Annotated in this window: 15 protein-coding genes; 11 read left to right on the forward strand and 4 right to left on the reverse strand. The window is 39.8% G+C overall.

All coding sequences use genetic code 11. The features are described from left to right. Positions 1 to 135: 135 nt before the first annotated feature. The 4 genes from HDF25_RS23615 to HDF25_RS23630 form a co-directional block, all read right to left on the reverse strand. Complete coding sequence (locus HDF25_RS23615; RefSeq protein ID WP_184628878.1) at positions 136 to 1,200, reverse strand: branched-chain amino acid aminotransferase; 1,065 nt, start codon at positions 1,198 to 1,200, stop codon at positions 136 to 138. Positions 1,201 to 1,263: 63 nt separating this feature from the next. Continuing rightward, on the reverse strand, positions 1,264 to 2,220 hold the full coding sequence (locus HDF25_RS23620) for a tryptophan 2,3-dioxygenase family protein (protein ID WP_184628879.1): 957 nt from the start codon (positions 2,218 to 2,220) through the stop codon (positions 1,264 to 1,266). An 8-nt stretch (positions 2,221 to 2,228) separates the two neighbouring features. Further along, positions 2,229 to 3,527: an HAD-IB family phosphatase gene (locus HDF25_RS23625; protein WP_184628880.1), complete on the reverse strand. Its 1,299-nt coding sequence runs from the start codon at positions 3,525 to 3,527 to the stop codon at positions 2,229 to 2,231. A gap of 1 nt (position 3,528) precedes the next feature. Further along, a complete protein-coding gene (locus HDF25_RS23630) occupies positions 3,529 to 4,497 on the reverse strand; it encodes an NAD-dependent epimerase/dehydratase family protein (RefSeq protein WP_184628881.1) in 969 nt (322 codons plus the stop codon). A gap of 115 nt (positions 4,498 to 4,612) precedes the next feature. Here HDF25_RS23630 and HDF25_RS23635 point away from each other — a divergent pair, with 115 nt between their 5' ends. From HDF25_RS23635 to HDF25_RS23685, 11 genes are all read left to right on the forward strand, one after another. Further along, positions 4,613 to 5,797, forward strand: coding sequence for a formimidoylglutamase (locus HDF25_RS23635; RefSeq protein ID WP_184628882.1), 1,185 nt, complete (start codon positions 4,613 to 4,615; stop codon positions 5,795 to 5,797). A 292-nt stretch (positions 5,798 to 6,089) separates the two neighbouring features. Then, positions 6,090 to 6,959 (forward strand): endonuclease/exonuclease/phosphatase family protein, encoded by an 870-nt coding sequence (locus HDF25_RS23640; RefSeq protein ID WP_184628883.1) that lies wholly within the window; start codon positions 6,090 to 6,092, stop codon positions 6,957 to 6,959. A gap of 330 nt (positions 6,960 to 7,289) precedes the next feature. Beyond that, complete coding sequence (locus HDF25_RS23645) at positions 7,290 to 10,739, forward strand: hypothetical protein (protein ID WP_184628884.1); 3,450 nt, start codon at positions 7,290 to 7,292, stop codon at positions 10,737 to 10,739. Between the two features lie 6 nt (positions 10,740 to 10,745). Then, the gene (locus HDF25_RS23650; RefSeq protein WP_184628885.1) at positions 10,746 to 14,207 is read left to right on the forward strand and encodes a DUF6443 domain-containing protein; all 3,462 of its coding nucleotides are present in this window, start codon (positions 10,746 to 10,748) and stop codon (positions 14,205 to 14,207) included. Position 14,208: 1 nt separating this feature from the next. Beyond that, positions 14,209 to 14,466 (forward strand): hypothetical protein, encoded by a 258-nt coding sequence (locus HDF25_RS23655; protein ID WP_184628886.1) that lies wholly within the window; start codon positions 14,209 to 14,211, stop codon positions 14,464 to 14,466. Positions 14,467 to 14,656: 190 nt separating this feature from the next. Beyond that, positions 14,657 to 15,073 carry a type IV pilin protein gene (locus HDF25_RS23660; protein WP_184628887.1) on the forward strand — a complete coding sequence of 139 codons (417 nt, stop codon included), beginning with the start codon at positions 14,657 to 14,659 and terminating at the stop codon, positions 15,071 to 15,073. Further along, positions 15,073 to 15,594 (forward strand): prepilin peptidase, encoded by a 522-nt coding sequence (locus HDF25_RS23665; protein WP_184628888.1) that lies wholly within the window; start codon positions 15,073 to 15,075, stop codon positions 15,592 to 15,594. The genes HDF25_RS23660 and HDF25_RS23665 overlap by 1 nt, the downstream gene beginning before the upstream one ends. Positions 15,595 to 15,642: 48 nt before the next feature. After that, a complete protein-coding gene (locus tag HDF25_RS23670; RefSeq protein ID WP_184628889.1) occupies positions 15,643 to 16,566 on the forward strand; it encodes a hypothetical protein in 924 nt (307 codons plus the stop codon). A 26-nt stretch (positions 16,567 to 16,592) separates the two neighbouring features. Then, the gene (locus HDF25_RS23675) at positions 16,593 to 17,543 is read left to right on the forward strand and encodes a hypothetical protein (RefSeq protein WP_184628890.1); all 951 of its coding nucleotides are present in this window, start codon (positions 16,593 to 16,595) and stop codon (positions 17,541 to 17,543) included. A gap of 18 nt (positions 17,544 to 17,561) precedes the next feature. Beyond that, the gene (locus HDF25_RS23680) at positions 17,562 to 18,998 is read left to right on the forward strand and encodes a GspE/PulE family protein (protein WP_184628891.1); all 1,437 of its coding nucleotides are present in this window, start codon (positions 17,562 to 17,564) and stop codon (positions 18,996 to 18,998) included. Further along, on the forward strand, positions 18,999 to 20,960 hold the full coding sequence (locus HDF25_RS23685; RefSeq protein WP_184628892.1) for a type II secretion system protein GspD: 1,962 nt from the start codon (positions 18,999 to 19,001) through the stop codon (positions 20,958 to 20,960). Position 20,961 lies beyond the last annotated feature (1 nt).

The raw sequence follows: 20,961 nt of genomic DNA on the forward strand, positions 1-20,961 counted from the left end.
TTACGCAATGAAGCTTGAAATCAAAACTGTGTTTCTTTTTTTTTGTCATAAAAATGCCCCCAGAAAGTGTCTAACTTTTTGGGGGCATTGCAAAAACTATGAACATCCCTTTTTTATTTATTTTGTTAAATGGTATTATACCAGCCAGTTCCAACCAAATTCATCAGCTGTAACCCCGTAACGGATATCATTTAATTTTTTTGCAATTCCTATAGAAACAGTACGTGTTGCCGGATCAGTAAGTTTATAGGTTTTACCCTCATAAGTGATCTCACTGATTTGTGTAACCGTAGCGGCGGTACCTACTGCGAAAGCTTCTGTTAAAGTACCGTTTTCGATATTTTCCAGTACTTCCAGTATTGTAACTCTTCTTTCTTCTACTTCAGTACCCATGCTTTTAGCTAACAGGATAATTGTATCCCTTGTTACACCATCCAGGATAGTTTCACGGACTTCAGGGGTTAAGATTTTTCCGTTTACCACAAACATCAGATTGGCAGCACCAGATTCTTCCAGGTATTTGTGCTCTTTGGCATCCGTCCAGATTAACTGGTCAAAACCTTCAGCCTGTGCTTCGGCAGTAGGAAGCATAGCTCTTGAGTAATTACCCGCTGTTTTTGCAGCACCTACACCACCATCAGCAGAACGTGTATAATGCGTTTCTACTTTAACCTTTAACGGTTTGCTGTAATAGGGTGCACTTGGATTAGCCAGGATAACGAATTTATATGTAGAAGATGGTCTCACGCCCAAAACAGGGTCTGTAGCAAACATCACTGGTCTCAGATATAAAGAATAATTTTCTTCGGATGGAACCCATGCCTTGTCGATATCAATCAGGGCAGCGATACCCTGCATAAATACTTCTTCAGGAATAGTTGCCATCGCCATGCGGGTAGCAGATTTGTTGAAACGTGCAAAGTTTTTGTCAGCTCTGAACACGCTTACGCTTCCATCAGCCTGTTTGTAGGCCTTCAGCCCTTCAAAAATTGCCTGTCCATAGTGTAAAGCAGAAATTGCCGGACTCATAGGAATAGGGCCATAAGGAAGGATTTCGAAGTTCTTCCATTCTCCGTTTTCATAATCTGCCACAAACATATGGTCTGTAAAAACTTTTCCAAAAGGCAAATCAGTATTGTCTGTTTCAGCTAATCTGGAATGACCAGCTTTTGTGGTTTTTATAGTTAATGTATCTATCACGATTTCTAGTTTTTATCAGTACAAAATTACGAATTTTTCGGTTCGTGTAATATTTTATTTTATTTAATGTAATGTTTTCAATACGTTAAGTACCCAGGCCTTTCCCCATTCTTCCAGTTGTTCTGCAGTCCATAAAAATGGATAGAAGATCCTTTTCTGGAAACGCGGAGGCAGATATTTCTGCCAGTTTGTTCCTCCGGTAGCAGCAATATCGACCGGATCTTTTTCCAGGTATCTGACTGCTGATTTATAGTGCGATAGAGGCCACTCCACATTGACAAACAGATCCAGTTTTCTCAATTCTGCAGCAAGTAAACTCACATCCTGTCCTTCATTGAGAAACTTGTTGTACAGGGCTGAAAAATTAGTCAGTTCCCGGTCTTTAGCCAGCTGCAAAAACTGTGCTGCATATTTAGAGATAAATTGTTTTAAAGTCAGGGTTTGTTTTCCGCTGGATAATTCGGTTGCGCCAAATTTCCAGTAGATATGCTCAAACTTTTCAGCTATAGTTGCACTGGCGAGTTCCTCTCTTTTACTTTTATCAACCAGCCTGGTGAAATCTGTGGCACAGATCTCTATCATTCTATACTGACCCGACTGAAAACCGCTGGCAGGCAGCAGGGACATCCGGAATTTAAGAAACTGTTCTTTCTCCATTCCTTCGACCATGACATCAAAAGAACTTGTCAGTGCAGTAAAGTAGGCATTTATACGTTTTACCCTGTCAGTGAAAAACTTCACGGTCAGGTCGGGGTGTTCTGCAATCTGTTTACATTCATGCAGACAAAGCTTAAAGTACAGCTCGGTAATCTGATGATACATGATGAAGATTTCCTCATCAGGAAAAGGTGTTTTCGGACTCTGTAAGCTAAGCAGGGTGTCTAAATGGATATAATCCCAGTAGGTCAGGAAATCAGCATAAAGTAAGCCGTCGAGATAGGCAGCCATATCCTGGCCCATCGCTTCATACTTTTCCTGTAATTTATCCAGCTTGCTTTTTATTTCCGGTGTAAGTTCCATGGTAATAATTAATAAAGTACTCTGAATTTTATCGTTTGTTCAATTTTCTTTAAGGATTTAAACAGGTCCTTATCATATTCTGCATTAATATCTGTAATGGCATAACCGATGGTCGCGTTGGTCATCAGGAACTGACCGACAATATTGATGCTATGTTTGGCAAAAATAGTGTTGATTTGCGCCATGATACCTGGTACGTTACGATGGACGTGAATTAAACGGTGCGAAGATTCAATTCTTGGTAATTGCAGGTTAGGGAAGTTGCTGCTCAGGTAGGTGGTACCTTTGTTCATAAAGTCGAGCATTCTTTTAGGAATGAAATTGGCATTTCTCGGATTGTTCTTAGGATCTTCGAAAACCACAATACCCATATCGGTACAGGTCTGTAAATCGAGTTTACCGGTAGTCTGTCCAAGATAACCTATGGTTTTTAACTTCAGGGCACCTTTTAGTTTTTCGGGGTCCATTTTTTCTCCCTTTGCCAGTAAGATCATATGCACATCTTTCACGTATTTATCTTCAAAAGAAGATTTGTGACGCACAGACATCCCGTCTTTTTTAAGCAGGGTCAGGCATTCTTCGGGAATATCGCCAATGGCCAGGCATAAAATCCTGTTTTTAGGGTAGGAAATAGCTCTTGGTAAATTGTTGACGTATAAAAATTCATCAAAACTAGGCGTAACATGATCGGCACGGCTGACAATACTTTCTCTCGAGATATTTTCTGTGAAGGCATAGAATTTTTTGATCATTCCGCTTTCTCTGAGCTGGAAATCAGAATAGCCATCTCCAATGCCATATAAATCTCCTTCCAGGTTCAGGTGCTGCATCAGTTTTACTTTGCCACCTTCTTCGCTTAGCGGATTGGCGTGATCGTAATCAATGATTTTGCCATCGCCTGTGGTTACAAATGTATTGGCGTAAATGTTTTCTTTTTTAATATGGTACTGGCTGACTACCGGAGTGATAAATTCTTTAAATCCGCCCGATACAATCAGTACCTGGTCAGCGTGTTTTTTAAAGAAAGCAGCATTACGGGAAAAAGATCTGGATACTTTCTTTTTTAAACGGGTGATCAGTTGTTTCAGGTGATCTTCTGAAGCTTCCAGGAGTTTTACTCTTTGTGCAAGGCTCTCGCCGAAGGATAGTTTTCCTTCCATCGCCATGTTGGTCAGGTCTTCAATTTTTTTGAAGATGGCCTCCTTTTCAGGATGTTTTTTAAGAGAAATACGGGCTAGCTCATCTAAAGCTTCCACCTGGGTGAAGGTACTGTCGAAATCAATAATATAAATACTCTTTTGCTTCATTTTAAAGTTTTTTTAACCCTGCACATACTTCCTGAATACTTTGATGCAGGGGCTTGAAAGTGATACCTGTACTGTTCCTTATTTTATCGTTACTGTATAAACTGATATTTAAACTGCTTTTGGCGGCATCGCTGGTTAATGCAGCTGCTTTTCCTGTAAACACAGAGGCTAGTTTTGCTGCCCGCCAGGCCAGACCAAGCATCCAGGGCTTAGCTTCCCTGGCCGGGGCCTTGACGCCCATACCTTTGGCAATTTCCGAAAAAAACTGCTTATAATGATAATTCTCTGCGGATATGGTAAATCTCTCGCCGGTAATTTCACTGTCCATCAAAAGGATCATACTTTTGGCTACATCCTCTACATCTACAATCCCGGTTGCTCCTCTGGTATAATAGGAAAGTCCTTCTTTGACGAGTTTGAAAATGGCACCACTGCCAGTATATCCGGCGTTACTACCTATAATTACCGAAGGGTTAACGATAACAGCATCTAAACCTTCGGCCATGCTGCGCCATACTTCCATTTCGCCTTCGTATTTGGAAATGGCATAAGAATGAACGTTTGCATCGTATTCCCAGAAATCGTCTTCGGTAATCTGTTTTCCTTTTTTAGGTTCGCCCATTGCGGCTACCGAGCTGACATGGAGTAACCGGGCATGATGGTGTACGCATAAATTGGCGACATTACTGGTACCTTCGATGTTGACTTTCAACAAGAGTGCTTTATCCTTTGGATCGAAAGAGACGACGGCTGCGCAATGATATACATGGGTAACTTCCTCAAAAGCATCTTCAAGTGAGGAGAAGTCGTTAATGTCAGCAATGACCCATTCAACCAGCGGGTTGTTTGCCAGTAATGCCGGAATAGCAGAATTTTCCCTTTTCAGGGCGCGTATTTTTTTTCCTTGTCCAGTTAACTGGTTAATGAGCTCAGATCCTAAAAATCCTGTAGCACCGGTAACTAAAATCATGTCATTTTTTTTAGGATGTCCAGGGCCGGAATCAAATTAATTGATAAATTTAAACCAGCTCTTATTAATATATGATCTCAAAAATAGATATTTGATGGCATAGATACCATTAATTATGTCCTTATCCGATTTTTTCTCCCCGCTTGTCCTCGAAAAATTCATGCCTAAACAGGGCTTTTATACCAGCCAGCTGGGAATGAAGACCAGTTTTTACACGGAAAAATTCCCGGAACTGAACGAGAAACTATACGATATCGCTATTGTTGGTGTTAAAGATGACCGTGCTGCGGTGAATAATAGTGGCTGTTCTTTAGGCCCTGATTATTTCAGGGAACAATTTTATCTGTTACATGAAGGTGCATTCAATTGCAGGATCGTGGATCTGGGTAATATCACTGCGGGCGCATCTATTTCAGATACTTATATCGCACTGAAAATGGTAGTCAGTGACCTGATCAGACTGGATATAGTTCCGGTTATCATTGGTGGCGGACAGGATCTGACTTATGCGCAGTACATGGCTTATGAAGCATTGGAGCAGAAAGTAGATCTGGTTGTAGTAGATAATAAATTTGATCTGGATGAGGATGGAAATGACAATATCGCTACACGGTCTGATGCTTATCTGAACAGAATTTTTATGCATCAGCCAAATTACCTGTTCAATTTCAGTAATATAGGTTATCAGACTTATCTGGTTAATCAGGATAGTTTAAAGGTAATGAACAAGTTGTATTTCGACGTTCATCGTTTGGGTGAATTCCTGAATGATGTGAGTTCTGCTGAACCAGTCATCCGGAATGCGAATATGATGAGTTTTGATCTTTCCTCGATCCGTTCTTCGGATTCTTCGGCTAATGGGAATGCTTGTCCGAATGGTTTCTACGGGGAACAGGCTTGTAAAATCGCGCATTATGCGGGATTAAATGATAAGCTGTCTTCTATAGGTTTTTATGAATTCAACCCGGCTTTTGATCAGAGCAGCCAATCGGCTATGCTTCTTGCACAAATGGTATGGTATTTTGTAGATGGCTATTATAACCGGAAAAAAGATTTTCCTTTAAATCCAAAGTCTCAGTATCTGATTTACAGGGCTAGCATCAGTGATGGTTCCGGAGAAATGCTTTTTGTGAAAAGTAAAAAATCAGATCGCTGGTGGATGCAGGTACCTTATCCTAGCGGGGTATCTAAAAATGAGCGTTATCATCTGGTCCCTTGTCGGTATGAAGATTATACCATGGCGGTGAATGGTGAAATGCCTGATCTTTGGTGGCGTACTTATCAGAAGCTACTTTCATAACTATTTCATTTGATTGGATCTGCTGGTCGGGTTGTGCTCAGGCACTAGTCGTAGTGAAGCCAGGATCAACGTAGTACTGGTCTATGCTGAGGCCACGTTTTTCCTAGGGTAAAAGGTGGCCTGAAGGTGGGGTAATGGTGGCCTTATGGTGGCCTCATGTCGAACAGTACCCGGAGATTGTCTTATCCGTCTATACATTATGGTAATGGAAAGATAACGTAAATTTTGGATTGAAAAGAGGGCAGTTTTGAATAAATAATTAGATTTGGCAGTCAATCTAACCGAAATAAATATGTTCAAACAATACATCTGCCGGATCTCAATTATAGCTATCCTGGTTTTACTGAGTGGTAAGGCAGCTATGGCGCAAACACCCGTTAAGATAATTTCCTATAACGTTTACAATTATTTTGAGGGAGAGAAGGATAGAAAACAAAAGTTCATTAACTGGGCAAAATTGCAGCAGGCAGATGTTATCGCTTACCAGGAACTATTGAATATCAGTGCTGCGGAGTTGGAGAGCCTGGGTAAAGCTATTGGCCATCCTTACACGGAGCTGGCTAAGGAACAGGGCTATTCGGTGGGGATTACATCCAGGTTTCCGATCAAAAATGTAAAGAAGATTATCAAAGGAATGCATCATGGTTTTATGTTGGCACAGATTGGTAACCTGCAATTTGCAGTAGTACATTTTTCTCCGTTCAGCTATCAGAAAAGACAACAGGAGGTTGCTATGGTTGTGGATAGTTTGGGAGGATCGTCTAAAAAGACGATAGTTCTGGGAGATATGAACAGTTATGCTGCTTCTGATAGTGCTTATTATAAAAGAAATGACCGTCTGAATCAGCTACTGAAGGGTGATGAATCCAGTCATATTACGAACGTGAATAATGGTAAGCTGGATTACAGTGTGACGGGTTATCTGATGAATAAAGGATTTGTGGATAGCTGGAGGTTGAAACGGATCAATTTTGATAACAGTTATCCTTCAAGGGTATCCGGAACGGTACTTAATTCGGCGCGGGAACGAATTGATTTTATTTTCATTTCTCCGGATCTGCAGGCCAAAGTAGTTAAATCGCTGGTGATTAAGGATCAGATAACTGCTGAACTTTCCGATCATTATCCGGTTAGTATCTGGTTGGATCTGCCAGGTTTATAAGGCTTGTATACCTGATTTTTTCTGGATTTAATTTCACTGTTTTGGTTGACAGGAGGCATTTCTGTGTCTTATTGTTAATGATAAAAACTTGCAAGGTAAGTATAGGCTATTTGTGGTAGAAAATATTTACTTTCGTGCCCTGTCAGTTTTATATAAATGAATATATTTAACTTTTATAGGTGTTTGACAGACTGCCGCTGTTAAATGATTATAAAAATTGATTCTCTCTTGCCCTTTTTGCAACCTGCCATCTTGCTTTTATGGGATTTCATCACAACAAATATTATCACCTAAGCCCCACAGTAAAATCTCTGTGAAAAACCAATGATTATGAAAAAAACATTACTATTCTTTCTATTTTTTTACTGTTGTTTATTTAAGCTATATGCTCAGGTATTACCACAAACGCCAAATGCGGCTGAACTTGGCAGATACGGACAGGTTCCTACTGAGCTTTTTAACGGATTGCCTCAGATTACAATACCGATACACACTGTTAAGGTGAAGGATATTGTAGTACCAATTCAGATGAGCTATTATGCGAGTGGTATTAAGGTGCAGCAGCATCCTACATGGGTTGGTTTGGGCTGGAGCCTTTCTTGCGGAGGATCTATTACAAGGGTAATTCACGGCGCAAAAGATGAAAAAAACAGTGAAGATGTAAAACGCGAGTCCAACTATGGATTTAATGTTTATGGGTTTGGATATTTTTACCGGTCAAATAATTTAGACAGAACCGATTGGTTAAGTTTAGCGAGCTTTACGAATTTTTTTCCTTCAGGGGCAACAACTCAGTCAAATTATGCTGATGGCGAACCTGATGAATTTATTGTCAATGCGCCAGGAGTCAATGCAAGTTTTTATCTGTACCGTGATGTCAATGACTCCATACAGGTAAAGGTGAAATCAAAAGACGGAAGAAAGATAAGGGTGAAAACTGAGATCGCTAACCTTAATGTGGATTTCTTTTCTCCTTCGGGACAAACTAATAACGAGACTAAGGAGACGCTTTACGGGCCTTTCTATAAATTCACTGTCACAGCTGAAGATGGAAAGATCTACACCTTCGGAGGGGCTGTCGATGCAATTGAGTTTAACAGTGCTGTTAACGATAGCTACAGAAATACAATTCCTGTAACCTGGTATCTAACCAGTATTAAGGGGATTTCGGGCGGCCAGGTTAATTTTACTTATCAGCGCGATGGGAATCCTATTGTCTCCAATAGTGTCAAATCGCAGCTTTGTGTCAGTATGAAAGATAAACCGGAGACTTATGCGTGCTCCTTTTCTGGACAAGGAACTTCTATTTCCGTTCAATATCCGATTTATCTGGCTGGTGTGTCCGGATCAGATGGTACACAGATAGATTTTACGAAAAGTCAGACTGTGGAGTTAAAAGACGATACAGACACTATAGCATTTTATCGCTTAACACACATCAACCCTAAAACGTACATGCCCCAGAATCACTGGATGAAACTGGATGGAATACTGATTAACAATAGTAAAAGCGTAAAATTTAATTACACATCAAATGCGAGTGAACGATTAAAACTGAATAGTTTATCGATTAGTGATCTTTATAATAATAATCCAGGGAGCTATAAATTTAGCTATAACCCTACTTTATTGCCAGGATATAATTCGAAAATGGCAGATAACTGGGGTTATTATAATGGGAAAAGTTATGATGGAATAACCGGCGATAAATTATATCAATATAGATCTGCAGATACTTCATTAATGAAGGCAGAAGTGCTTAGGGCAATTAGTTATCCAACTGGAGGTAAAACATTTTTTGAATATGAAGCACATGATTATAGCAAAATTGCTTCCCAGTTACCGGATTTCAACCTGCAGACAGCTAGTGGGATTGCGGGGGGATTACGTATCAGAAGGGTTATTTCAAGGCCTGATGCAAATTCGGCAGAGGGTGCGTTGATTAAAGAGTACTCCTATCTTAATGAGGATAATACTTCCAGCGGTATGCTTTCAGGTATACCTTTGTATTCAGCTACCGGGCATGCACGCGTTGAGTATCATACCGGTGGTTGGTCTGGGCTGACCTATTACAGTACTTCGGCTAAGTATGAACAGAATTATACCATGACATCCGAGAATTTCATGAATTTGCTGGGTAATACAAACGGTAATCATATTACCTATTCAAGGGTTATAGAAAAAACAAGTGGAAATGGGAAAGTAATATATAAATATACCAACCATGATCAGTTTCCGGATCAGGCGCCTTTGTATACGAATACAAATGTCGATCAAAGAACATTGACTGATGACTTTACATCAAGAGAGCTGGAAAGGGGATTATTACTTTCACAGCAAACTTATGATGAGAATAATAAGTTATTGGAGACAGTAACTAATGAGTATAATTCTTCGCCTGATAGATATAATGATTTTGTAAAATCAATATCAAAAATGGTTGTTCCTGGCTTAGGGTCAATGCCATTTATCAGAATGAATGCAAATGTGATTTATACCTTTTACCCTTACTTGCAGAAAAAAACAATAACCAGTTATACCGGATTGTCAATTTCAAAGACGGAACAATATTCCTATGATAGTAAAGACAATACTTTGAGTAGCCTTGTGGCTGTCGATAGTAAAGGGCAGACTTCAACTACTACTTATAGTTATCCTGGTAATATGCGGGATTCTGCTGCTGTCTATAAGGCGATGTATGATGTTAAGCATATAACTTCTCCTGTGATCAAAGAGATTAAAACTATCACTAAAGCTGGAGCAAATACGGTTATACCTTCTTATTTCAAACGCACAAATTATTCCGAAGTTGGGGCCGGAGTATTTATGCCGGGTTCTGTGGATCAGAGTATAGGAAGTTATCCTGTTGAAACTCTTACCAGTTATACATATGACAACAAAGGGAATCTTTCTACTAAATCTACAGGGAATGGGCCGTTTACCAGCTATGTATGGGGATATGCAGACCAGTTTCCGGTTGCGATAATAGAAAATGCAAATGGAGCCAGTTCGGGTGCCGTAACGTCTACAAAATATTTTAATTATGTGCTTCCGGAAAGCAATGGTTCCGGTTCCAGTGGATTTACATCGAATGTATTATCGGATATGAAACTGGATATTAATGCACAGCCAGGATTCACTTATACTTTGCAGTATACTTTATCAGGGGCTGGTGTTTATAAGTCGGGTAACCTATGTATCAGCAGAACTTCAAAGGGATGTAATTTTCCTTCAACTGCTGTATTTAATAATATGCCTCCAGGCAGTTATACGCTTTCTATAGGAACTGTGGGGCCAGATCCAAGCGGGACATACAGGAGTATAACATTGCAATACATGGATAAACAGATTGCAGCAAAAGGTACCAATGAATTCTTTTATGACGGATTTGAGGAAACCGGGAATGTCAATGTAGTTAATGGAAAAGGGCATACAGGTTATAAATACTGGGATGCGAATTATCCCGTAAAGTTCAGTCCTCCGGCTGGCCGTAATTACATCATACAATGGTGGAATTATGCGAATAGTAAGTGGAATTTTAATCAACAGGCATATTCAGCAAACCTTACTTTGACGGGGCCTGTCGATGATGTCCGGATATTTCCGGAAGATGCTAAGATGACCACTTATACTTATGACCCTCAGGTAGGAATGACAAGTCATACTGATGAAAAAGGCCAATCTTTCTATTATGAATACGATGGAATTCAGAGACTTATAAAGGTGAAAGATCAGAATGGAGATCTCATTAGAAGTAACAGTTATCACTTTAAAAACTAAGTCCCGATGAAAAAGTATATCAATCAATCTCTTTATATAATTACTTGTTTAACCTCATTGCTGACGCTTTTATTTCCGGGATCAGGTTATAGCCAATACATTGAACTTTCCGGACCAGCAACTGGAGAATACTCTTCTAATTATACTATTGTATTAAAGCCAGGCTTTAGTACCAGTGGACCTTTTCATGCTTTTATTACCAAAAACTTAAATGCAAAATTAGGATCTGCACCTAGTCAGGATCAGAATTATGTGATTACGAATATATTTAAGAATCCCGGGGTCACAGATCTTAACAGTGCAACTGTCAATGATGTGAGTCAGACTGTTAAATATTTTGATGGCCTGGGTCGCCCTTTGCAAGCTGTCCAGACTAAAGGTAGCCCATTTGGGAATGATATTGTCCAGCCGTTTATATACGATATTTTTGACAGGGAACCTCTGAAATATCTTCCTTATACAGACCAAAGCGGAGATGGGACATATAAGACTAAAGCATTGAGTAATCAGCTGCAATTTTATTCTTCCACCGGGTGGGATGGAGCAGTTACGAAGACTGACGCTGCATATAGCCAGACTGTTTATGAATCTTCACCTTTGAACAGAATTACTGAACTGGGGGCTCCTGGAACCGTATGGCAGCCAGCTGCTGATGGCCAGAGAACTAATGACAGGGGTAGAACTGTTGTAATCGGTTATGGTTCAAATAATAGCTCAGTTAGTTATACCAGTGATGGTTATGCAGTGCGTGTGTGGAACGCGTTATCAGTTACTGGGGAGGTGTATAAGAGGAGTTTAAGTACCGGTGGGTATTATGAAGATGGACAACTTTCCTTAAGGATAAAAAAAGATGAAAACTGGGTAAGTGCGGACGGGAAGGCGGGGACTACGGAAGAGTATGTGGATAAAGAAGGTAATATTATATTAAAACGTGGTTTTAACCGTAAAGATGGTAATATAGAAGTCCTGTCTACTTATTATGTCTACGATGATTTGGGTAACTTGAGTTTTGTGCTTCCTCCGGGATCAAATCCTGATGGTACAGCGATTGAACAAGCGACTTTGGACCTTTATGGTTATCAATATCGTTATGATGGACGAAAAAGACAGATTGAAAAACGTGTTCCCGGAAAAGACTGGGAGTGGCTGGTGTACAATAATCTGAACCAGGTAGTTCTGAGTCAGGATGGTGTTCAACGGAAAAACGGGCAATGGGTTTTTAATAAATACGACGCTCTTGGAAGACCAATAATTACAGGAATATATAATGATTCATCTTTGCGTCCAGCGATGCAGATTACTGTTAGCAAAGAAGATCCTGCGAAGTTATGGGAGATTTTAGCTGCCGGAGATATAGGTTATAGCAATACTGCTTTCCCTCGGAACATTGCTTACTATCATAATATTAATTATTATGATGCTTATAACTTCACTGGTGCAACCACTTATCCCTATTCTGGTAGTATAAAGACGCAGGGTTTGCTTACCGGGAGCAGGATTACCGTATTGGGAACTGGAGATATGCTCACAAATGTCAACTATTATGATGATGAAGGCCGGGTATCAAAAGTATATAAACAACATTATCAGTCGGGTGCAATTGATAACAAAAACTATGATGAGATCAGTTATGGTTATAATTTTGAAGGAGTACTCAAAGTCAGTAACCGGACACATTACAATAAGAAAACAGGGAATACAACTATTACTAACCGTTATGAATATGATCATGTCGGCAGAAGATTAAGAAGTTACGTTCAGATCAATACCGATGCAGAAGTACTATTGGCAGAAAACCAATATAATGAGGTTGGGCAGGTCAAAACGAGAGAGCTGAACGATGGTCAACAAAAAACCACTTATGCTTATAACGAACGTGGCTGGTTAAAAAGCAGTGCTTCTGATCAGTTCAGTCAACAGTTGAAATATCAGGATGGTACGAACCCACAGTTTAACGGGAATATCTCTGATCAATGGTGGGGGGCAGGGAGTACACTGAACAATAATTTTGTATACAGTTATGATAAATTAAACCGATTAAGTAGTGGGATTGGTACAGGAATGAGTGAGACTGTAACTTATGATGTAATGGGTAACATTCAAAGTTTAAAACGTGATGAGGTGACCCGGAATTATTCTTACAATGGCAATCAGCTGAACCAGATAACCGGAGGTACCGAAAAGAGTGCCTATACCTATGATGAAAATGGAAATGCGACAGTGGATGGAAAGAATGGACAGACCATCACCTACAATAATTTAAGCCTCCCGGTTAAAATAGAAGGATTAAAACTTTCTTATTTATATGATGCTTCCGGAAACAAACTGAAGAAAACCAGTGGTGATGTAATTACAGATTATATTAGGGGTATTCAATATAGAGACGGAAACATAGAATTTATACAGACAGAAACCGGGGTTGCCCGTAAAATTGGGACAAGCTTTAGTTATGAATATAACCTAACTGATCATTTAGGGAACGTACGTTATAGTTTCCACAAAAACCCTGTCACGGGGCTGTTGGAGAGATTGCAGAGTGATGATTATTATCCATTAGGGTTACGCAAATCATCTGGAAGTCCTGTATCTTTAGATAATAAATACTTGTATAATGGGAAGGAACTGCAGGATGAGTTAGGCCAATATGATTACGGGGCAAGGTTCTATGATCCAGTGATCGGACGTTGGAACGTAGTAGATCCATTGGCCGAAATGAATAGGAGATGGTCACCTTATAACTATGCATTAAATAATCCAGTCAGATTTATCGATCCTGATGGTATGGCTGTCGAAGAAGTTAATGGCATGACTACTTATACCGAAGAAGATGCCCGAACTAAGTTCAGTGAGATAAAAAGTGAATATTTGTCAAATAAAGGTGTCGATGATGACTGGTTGCAGAAACTTCTTGCGGCATTAGGTGTTGGGCCTAAAAATAGTCCCAGGAGTAGAGAGCAGGCACAAAAGACTTCAGAAAATTGGGAGCCGTTCGATCAGCTTAGTAAGACGGCAGACGAAGCCGATGAAAGGATAACAGAAGTTCCGGTGCTTGGAGGGTTGTATCAGGCCATGAAATATGGAACCGGTACTTTTTCAACTGGTCCGAACTATTTTGCAGCAGGTATGGGATTGCTGTCTGCGGGTTCCGATATAATTGGTGGTATAGAAATTGCCGGTGCTTACAAATCGTTGGCTAAACTTGGGTTAAAAGATGGAGCTAAGCGATCTGCTAGTGAAGTTTTGGAATTAGGGCAGGAGTTCTTAGGTAAAGGGTATAAAGAGACTGTCCCAGGTAGCGGCAGGTTTATATCTTCAGATGGGAAAAGAGTTTTTAGGATGGGAACGAGTGATATAACGGGAGCACATGGGGGAGGACCTCATGTTAATTTTGAGACGCTGGTACCTAATCCTGCTAAGCCTGGTAAGATGATGGTTAAGGATAATTATCACATTTTTTTACATAATTAACATGGAAATAAAACTAACAATACCGGAATACTCGGATAAAGGACTTCAGTATGAATGGGAAAACGGTTTTGAAATTAAGACCAGAATCAATAATGGAGAGATTATAATCTCCGCTAACAAAGCGGGGTTAATCTCTTTAGCAAAGCAGATGTTGACATTAGCTCAGGATAGTGTTCCAATAGGTTATCATATGCATTTTGACGAGTACAATTCTTTAGAAGAGGAATCCGTCGAACTTATAATTGAGAAAAGAGAATAATTTGTTAGCTGCGGATATAATTCGACTGAATTATAGCGTAAAGCCTGGCATTTTATGTCGGGCTTTACTGTTTATCAGGGAGATTCTGCTGAGGTCCAGCCTCATTTCAATTAACACGGACGTAAAAAAACGATTCTGTTATTTCTAATCCGGAAAGGTTTTAGTAATTTTGAGCAATAAAAGGACGCTCATGAAATTACGCCTGAATAGTAAGGTAAAAGCTTATACTCTGACTGAGATACTTGTGGTACTGGTAATTATAGGAATTCTGGTTCTGCTGGCTTTGCCGAACCTGATGCCTTTGATCACTAAAGCAAAAACTACAGAAGCGAAATTGCAGCTTGAGCACCTGACCAAACTCGAACAAACCTATTTTTACGAGCATTCCAAATATACTACCGATCTGAAAGAACTTGGATTTATCCAGGAGAAGTTATCTACAGACGGAAAAGATGGTAAGGCAAATTATAAAATAGAGGTTACTGCAGCGACTAATAACACCTTTACTGCTAAAGCTACAGCTGTAGCTGATTTTAACGGAAATGGGGTTTTTAATGTTTGGCAGATTGACCAGGATAAGAATTTAAAAGAAGTTACCCCTGACTAATGATTTTACTATCAGGGGCTGTACTGATTGTCCTGGCGATTATTGCTTACCAGGATTTTAAATACAGAGCAGTCTACTGGATTTGTTTTCCCGTACTTGCAGTTTTGCTGGGGATACACAAGACAATAGATAACGGATTTCAAAGTTTGTTAACTGAGAGCCTGTTCACTGTAGGGTTTTTATTGATTCAATTCCTGGTTCTATGGCTGTATTTCACCATTAAATATAGAAAGCCAATCAACCTGACCAATGGATATCTGGGCTGGGGGGACATCCTGTTTTTACTGGCGGTCTGTTTTTATTTGTCTCCGCTAAATTATGTGGTGTTTTATGTAGGGAGCTTAATGGCCTCTATTATTTACGCATTGGCTAACAGGTTAATTTCTAAAAAAGATACGCTAACAATTCCGTTGGCTGGAATACAAGCGCTGTTGTTTGCATTGTTGCTGATCATAGCACATATGATGCACCTGAATTTTGATCAGGATAGCTATACGTTGTATAAATTATTGCCCCTATAACGAAGAAATAATACTCTAAATATATAAAAATCTCAAACCAATTTAAAAATGAAAAAAACGTTACTCATCTGCCTTCTTTTTCTCACTAAACTAAGTTTTGGACAGAACAACTCAGAATGGAATGGAACAGTTACCTTTCCTGCTGATTATAAAGTAGGGGACTATATAGAATTTCTACATGTCCAACCCATAAATGTTTCTGCTTCAGGAAATTATGAGGTTTCTATATCCTATACAAGGGGAAATTTAGCAGCTGGTGCTACCTATTTGGCCAGTATTTCACATGGTAATCCAAATATATGGCGGGAAGTAGGCCGGGTTAACAGTAACGGTTATGCTTGGACTAGTTCTGATGGACATGCTTTTACGCTTGATTGTAATACACAATACGGGGATCCTCGTCTCAGAATAAGAGCTATCAGGGTATTAGGTGTTACGAATGAGGTAGTTACAGTCAGCATTAAAGTGAGGTCAATTAGTCAGAATAGTGGTTGGAGGGCTGTGAATGATGTCGGGACTGACCTTACAGTAGACAAGTTTCTGGCGATGACTAATGATTGGAGTTTGTATGTAGGAAATAACTTTGATGCTGTTGATGCCAAACTTGCTATTAAAGCAACTGTAGATGGAAATGTCGGAATTGGTACAGCGAATCCTAAAGAAAGACTTTCAGTTAATGGAAATATCCGCGCCAAGGCTATAAAAGTGGAGACAGCTAATTGGCCGGATTATGTATTCCATCAGGATTATCAGGGTATGAGCCTCCCTCAACTGGAAGAATATATTAAAGTCAATAAACATTTGCCAGAAATGCCATCTGCACAAAAAGCCGAAAAAGAAGGGGTAGATCTCGGAGAAATGAACAAGCTGCTGCTGAAAAAGATTGAGGAAATGACACTTCAGATGATAGAATTGAATAGAAAAGTTGATCAGCAAAATCAAAGGATTAATCAATTATCTCAGAAAGGATAAAGGAAGAGACTATTTATAAATAAAAAATGAAAAAAACGTTACTCATCTGCCTTATCCTTCTTACTAAATTGAGCTTTGGACAGAACAACTCAGAATGGAATGGATCAGTTACCTTTCCGGCAGATTATAAAGTCGGGGATTGTATAGAATTTCTAAATGTCCAGCCTATGAATGCAATGGCTTCAGGGAATTATGAGGTGTCGATCTCTTACGTCAGGGGAAATATAGCGGCTGGCGCAACCTATCTGGCAAGTATTTCACATGCTAATCCGACTATCTGGCGTGAAGTTGGCAGGGTTAACAGTAATGGTTATGCTGGTGGTGGTTCAGATGGACATGCTTTTACACTTGACTGTAATACACAATATGGGTATCCCCGTCTCAGAATAAGAGCTATCAGGGTATTAGGCGTTACCAGTGATATGATTATAGTCAATATTAAAGTAAGGGCAATCAGTCAGAATAGTGGCTGGAACGTTATGAATAATGTTGGGACTGACCTCACGATTCTTCCATTTCTGGCGATGACTAACGACTGGAGCCTGTATGTTGGAGATAATTTTGGGGCTTTGGGAGCTAATCTTGCTATTAAAGCAACTGCAAACGGGAATGTCGGAATTGGTACAACAACTCCCGCAGAAAAACTTTCAGTTAATGGAAATATCCGCGCCAAGGCAATAAAAGTAGAAGCTGCCAATTGGCCGGATTATGTATTTCACCAAGGTTATCAGTTACCCTTGCTACCTGAAATAGAACAATATATTAAACTGCATAATCATTTGCCTGAAGCACCTGCTGCCGCAGAGGTAGAAAAAGATGGATTAAATCTGGGTCAGCACAGTGCCTTGCTCCTGAAAAAAGTAGAAGAACTGACACTCATTTTAATTGAGAAGGATAAACAGCTGCAGAAACAGGGAGAGGAAATTGATCTTTTGAAATTACAGATGCAAAAAATCACCGAAAGGTTGAATAAATAATTTGATAAACATGACGTGATGAGCTCAAACCAGTTAGTAATTAATCCAGTATTTATTCATGCAATAGCGAAGGAACACGCATGGAATTATCGTATCATCCCATTTGAGGTAAATACTTCTGCGATGTCTTTTTATTACGATGAGGCAGACCAGCAGGGGGCATTAAAAGATGAACTGGAAGTAATCTTTGGTAAAGAGATTGTATTAAGCGGTATTAAAGGAGCAGAAATAGACAGGCTTTTATCGACCCATTATTTCGCAGAAGATAATAAACCAGGAGAGGTTGCAAAACAACAGGTTATTTCTGCGAATGAAGACTTTCTGACAGCTTTAATCACGGAGGCCAGACGCTTAAAAAGCAGTGATATACATATTGAATCCTATGAGCAGAAGTGCCGCGTGAGGGTACGTATTGACGGGATGATGGTGGAACGTTATCAGATAGAGCGGGAAGATTATCCAGCACTGATTAATAAGATTAAAATTATGGCCAATCTGGATATCGCTGAGAAAAGGCTGCCTCAGGATGGACGTATTCATTATAAATCCCAGAAAGCGGAAGCCTTCGACATCCGTGTTTCTGTATTACCAACGCTTCATGGTGAAAAAATTGTACTGCGTTTACTCAATAATAGCAGCACGGATATAGACTTAAATAAAATGGGCCTGTCTGAAATCGACATGCATCATTATATGCAGGGAATTCAGCGGCCAAATGGTATTATCCTGATCAGCGGGCCAACAGGTTCAGGTAAAACGACAACGCTTTATGCGACGCTGAAACTGTTAAATAAATCAACCCGTAACATCCTGACTATTGAAGATCCTATTGAATATACTCTGGAAGGGATTAACCAGGTACAGCTTAAAGAGAGTATAGGTCTGGGTTTTGCTTCTGCTTTAAGGACTTTCTTAAGACAGGATCCGGATGTGATTATGGTCGGGGAGATCCGTGATCCTGAAACGGCTAATATGGCCATCAGGGCTGCGCTTACCGGTCACCTGGTCTTGTCAACTATCCACACCAATTCGGCCTGGGGAACAGTGTCACGTTTGATGGATATGGGAATTCCTGGCTTCCTGGTTGCCAACACTTTAAATACTACAGTTGCTCAGCGTCTGGTACGTTTACTTTGTCCACATTGTAAGGCGGAAGAGGATTTTGACGCTAAAAGTTACCCGACTCAGTTTAAACCGACCCATCATGTTGCCAGACATTTTGTGGCTAAAGGCTGTGGAGAATGCTATTATACAGGTTACAAGGGTCGTAAAGCCGTTTATGAGGTAATCCCTGTGGATGCGGAATTAGCCTTTGAAATCAAACAAGGGAATTTGTATATTGACCCCCTATTGAAAACAAGGAAAATTAAGACACTTTCGGAAAACGCTTTTTCTTTGTTTGTCTCTGGGGAAACGTCACTGGAAGAAATTTTTCCTTTATTGCTATCTATCTAAATGAAAAATAACTTTTCTAAACATCACCTCTTTTCTATTCTATTATTGTGTCTTTTTGTCGCCTATAGCGGCCTTGTCAGCGCACAGACTACCAGTGAAGAACGGTTGAAACAAATTGATGAACGCCTTCGTACAGTGTCTGTCACGGTACCTGGTTTAACTCAAAAAGTGCAACTGTCCATGTCCGGGGCTACTGCTCAGGAATTTCTGAGAGCACTCGCGCAGGCCAATAATTTAAATATCAATGTAGATCCGCAACTCAATTTTAAAGTCTATAATAACTTTAGAAACGAAACTGCAATGAATATATTGTTATTCCTTTCGAAAGAATATGATCTGGACATCAATATCATTGGTTCTATTATGTCTGTGACCAAAGCAGTATCACCGCGTGTTGTGATACCACCGAAAGAAATCCGTGTTACTTATAATCCTGCAAATGATAATCTTGGCTTTGAACTGAACGGTGATAGCCTGAGTCTGGTTGCTAAGAAAATCAGCCAGTTATCACAAAAAAATGTGGTAGTACCTGTCAATCTTCTAGGGAAAAAAGTCACTGCTTTTATCGCCGCGGCCCCATTTGAAACGGCACTGGAAAAAATGGCTTATGCGAATGAACTTAAGCTGAATAAGACAAATGATAATGTATTTATTTTTCAGCCATTAGGCGATGGAGAAGAATTATATATCAGTGGTGATAATGCGACCTCAGTGAAGAGAAATAATAAGCCTACTGCAACGGGAAGTGGGGTTGCACAGGGTGGAAACTTTAATCTTTCAGGAAAAAAGGATGCAGGCGGTCAGAAACTGGTTAGCGTTGATGCTTTAAATACACCGATACTGGACCTGATTAAATCGGCATCTACAGAAGCAGGTGTTAATTATTTTATCTATTCAGATATCAAAGGGACTGTAACGACGCATTTAACCAATATCACCTATGATAGCTTTTTAACCGCTCTTTTACAGGGAACTGAGTATACTTTTAAAAAGGATAACGGAATTTATCTGCTCGGTGAACGTAAACTGGAAGGACTGCGTACCACACGTATCTTACAGTTACAGCACCGTTCTATTGATACAGTTGTAGTTATGATTCCTAATGAATGGAAACGCGGTGTGGAGATTAAAGAGTTCAGGGAGCAGAATACACTATTAATGTCAGGTTCGGCGCCGCAGATCAATGAGATCGAAAACTACATTAAACAGATTGATAAAGTTGTACCGATGATCCTGATCGAGGTGACATTAGTCGATGTGCGTAAAAGTAAAACGATTAGTACAGGTATCTCTGCAGGTGTTTCGGATACTTTAAGAAGAACGGGAGGAAGTGTCTTTCCAGGGCTGAATTATACTTTTGGAGCTAAATCGATTAACAGTTTTCTCTCTAGTCTCGGAAGTAATAACTCAGTAAATCTGGGCCGGGTAACCCCTAATTTTTACGTGACACTGAAGGCATTAGAAGCTAACAGTAATGTGGAAATCCGTTCTGTACCGAAACTGTCTACTTTAAATGGACATAAAGCTAATTTAAGTATTGGTAGTTCACGGTATTATAGCCAGAGTACACAAAATGTGATCCCTTCTTTGAATGCGCAGACTGTGGTTACACAACAATTTACAGAAGTGAATGCAAACCTGGAAATTGAGATCAAGCCTATAGTTTCTGGGGATGATCAGGTTACATTGAATATCGGGGTTAACATTTCTGACTTTATTGGAAACCCGCCGTTAAATGCACCGCCGCCAAAATCTACCAGTAAGTTTACGTCAATTATACGGGCGAAAAATGAAGATATGATCGTACTTGGTGGATTGGAGCGAACTGAAAACAGTGAATCAGGATCGGGTGTCCCCATCTTATCCAGAATACCTATACTGAAATGGTTATTCAGTAGCCGTGAAAAAACAAATGCCAAGGTAGTTACGCTGGTCTTTATCAAACCTACAATCATGTATTAAG

Source organism: Pedobacter cryoconitis (assembly GCF_014207135.1).
In the GTDB taxonomy this organism is placed as follows: Bacteria; Bacteroidota; Bacteroidia; order Sphingobacteriales; family Sphingobacteriaceae; genus Pedobacter; species Pedobacter cryoconitis_D.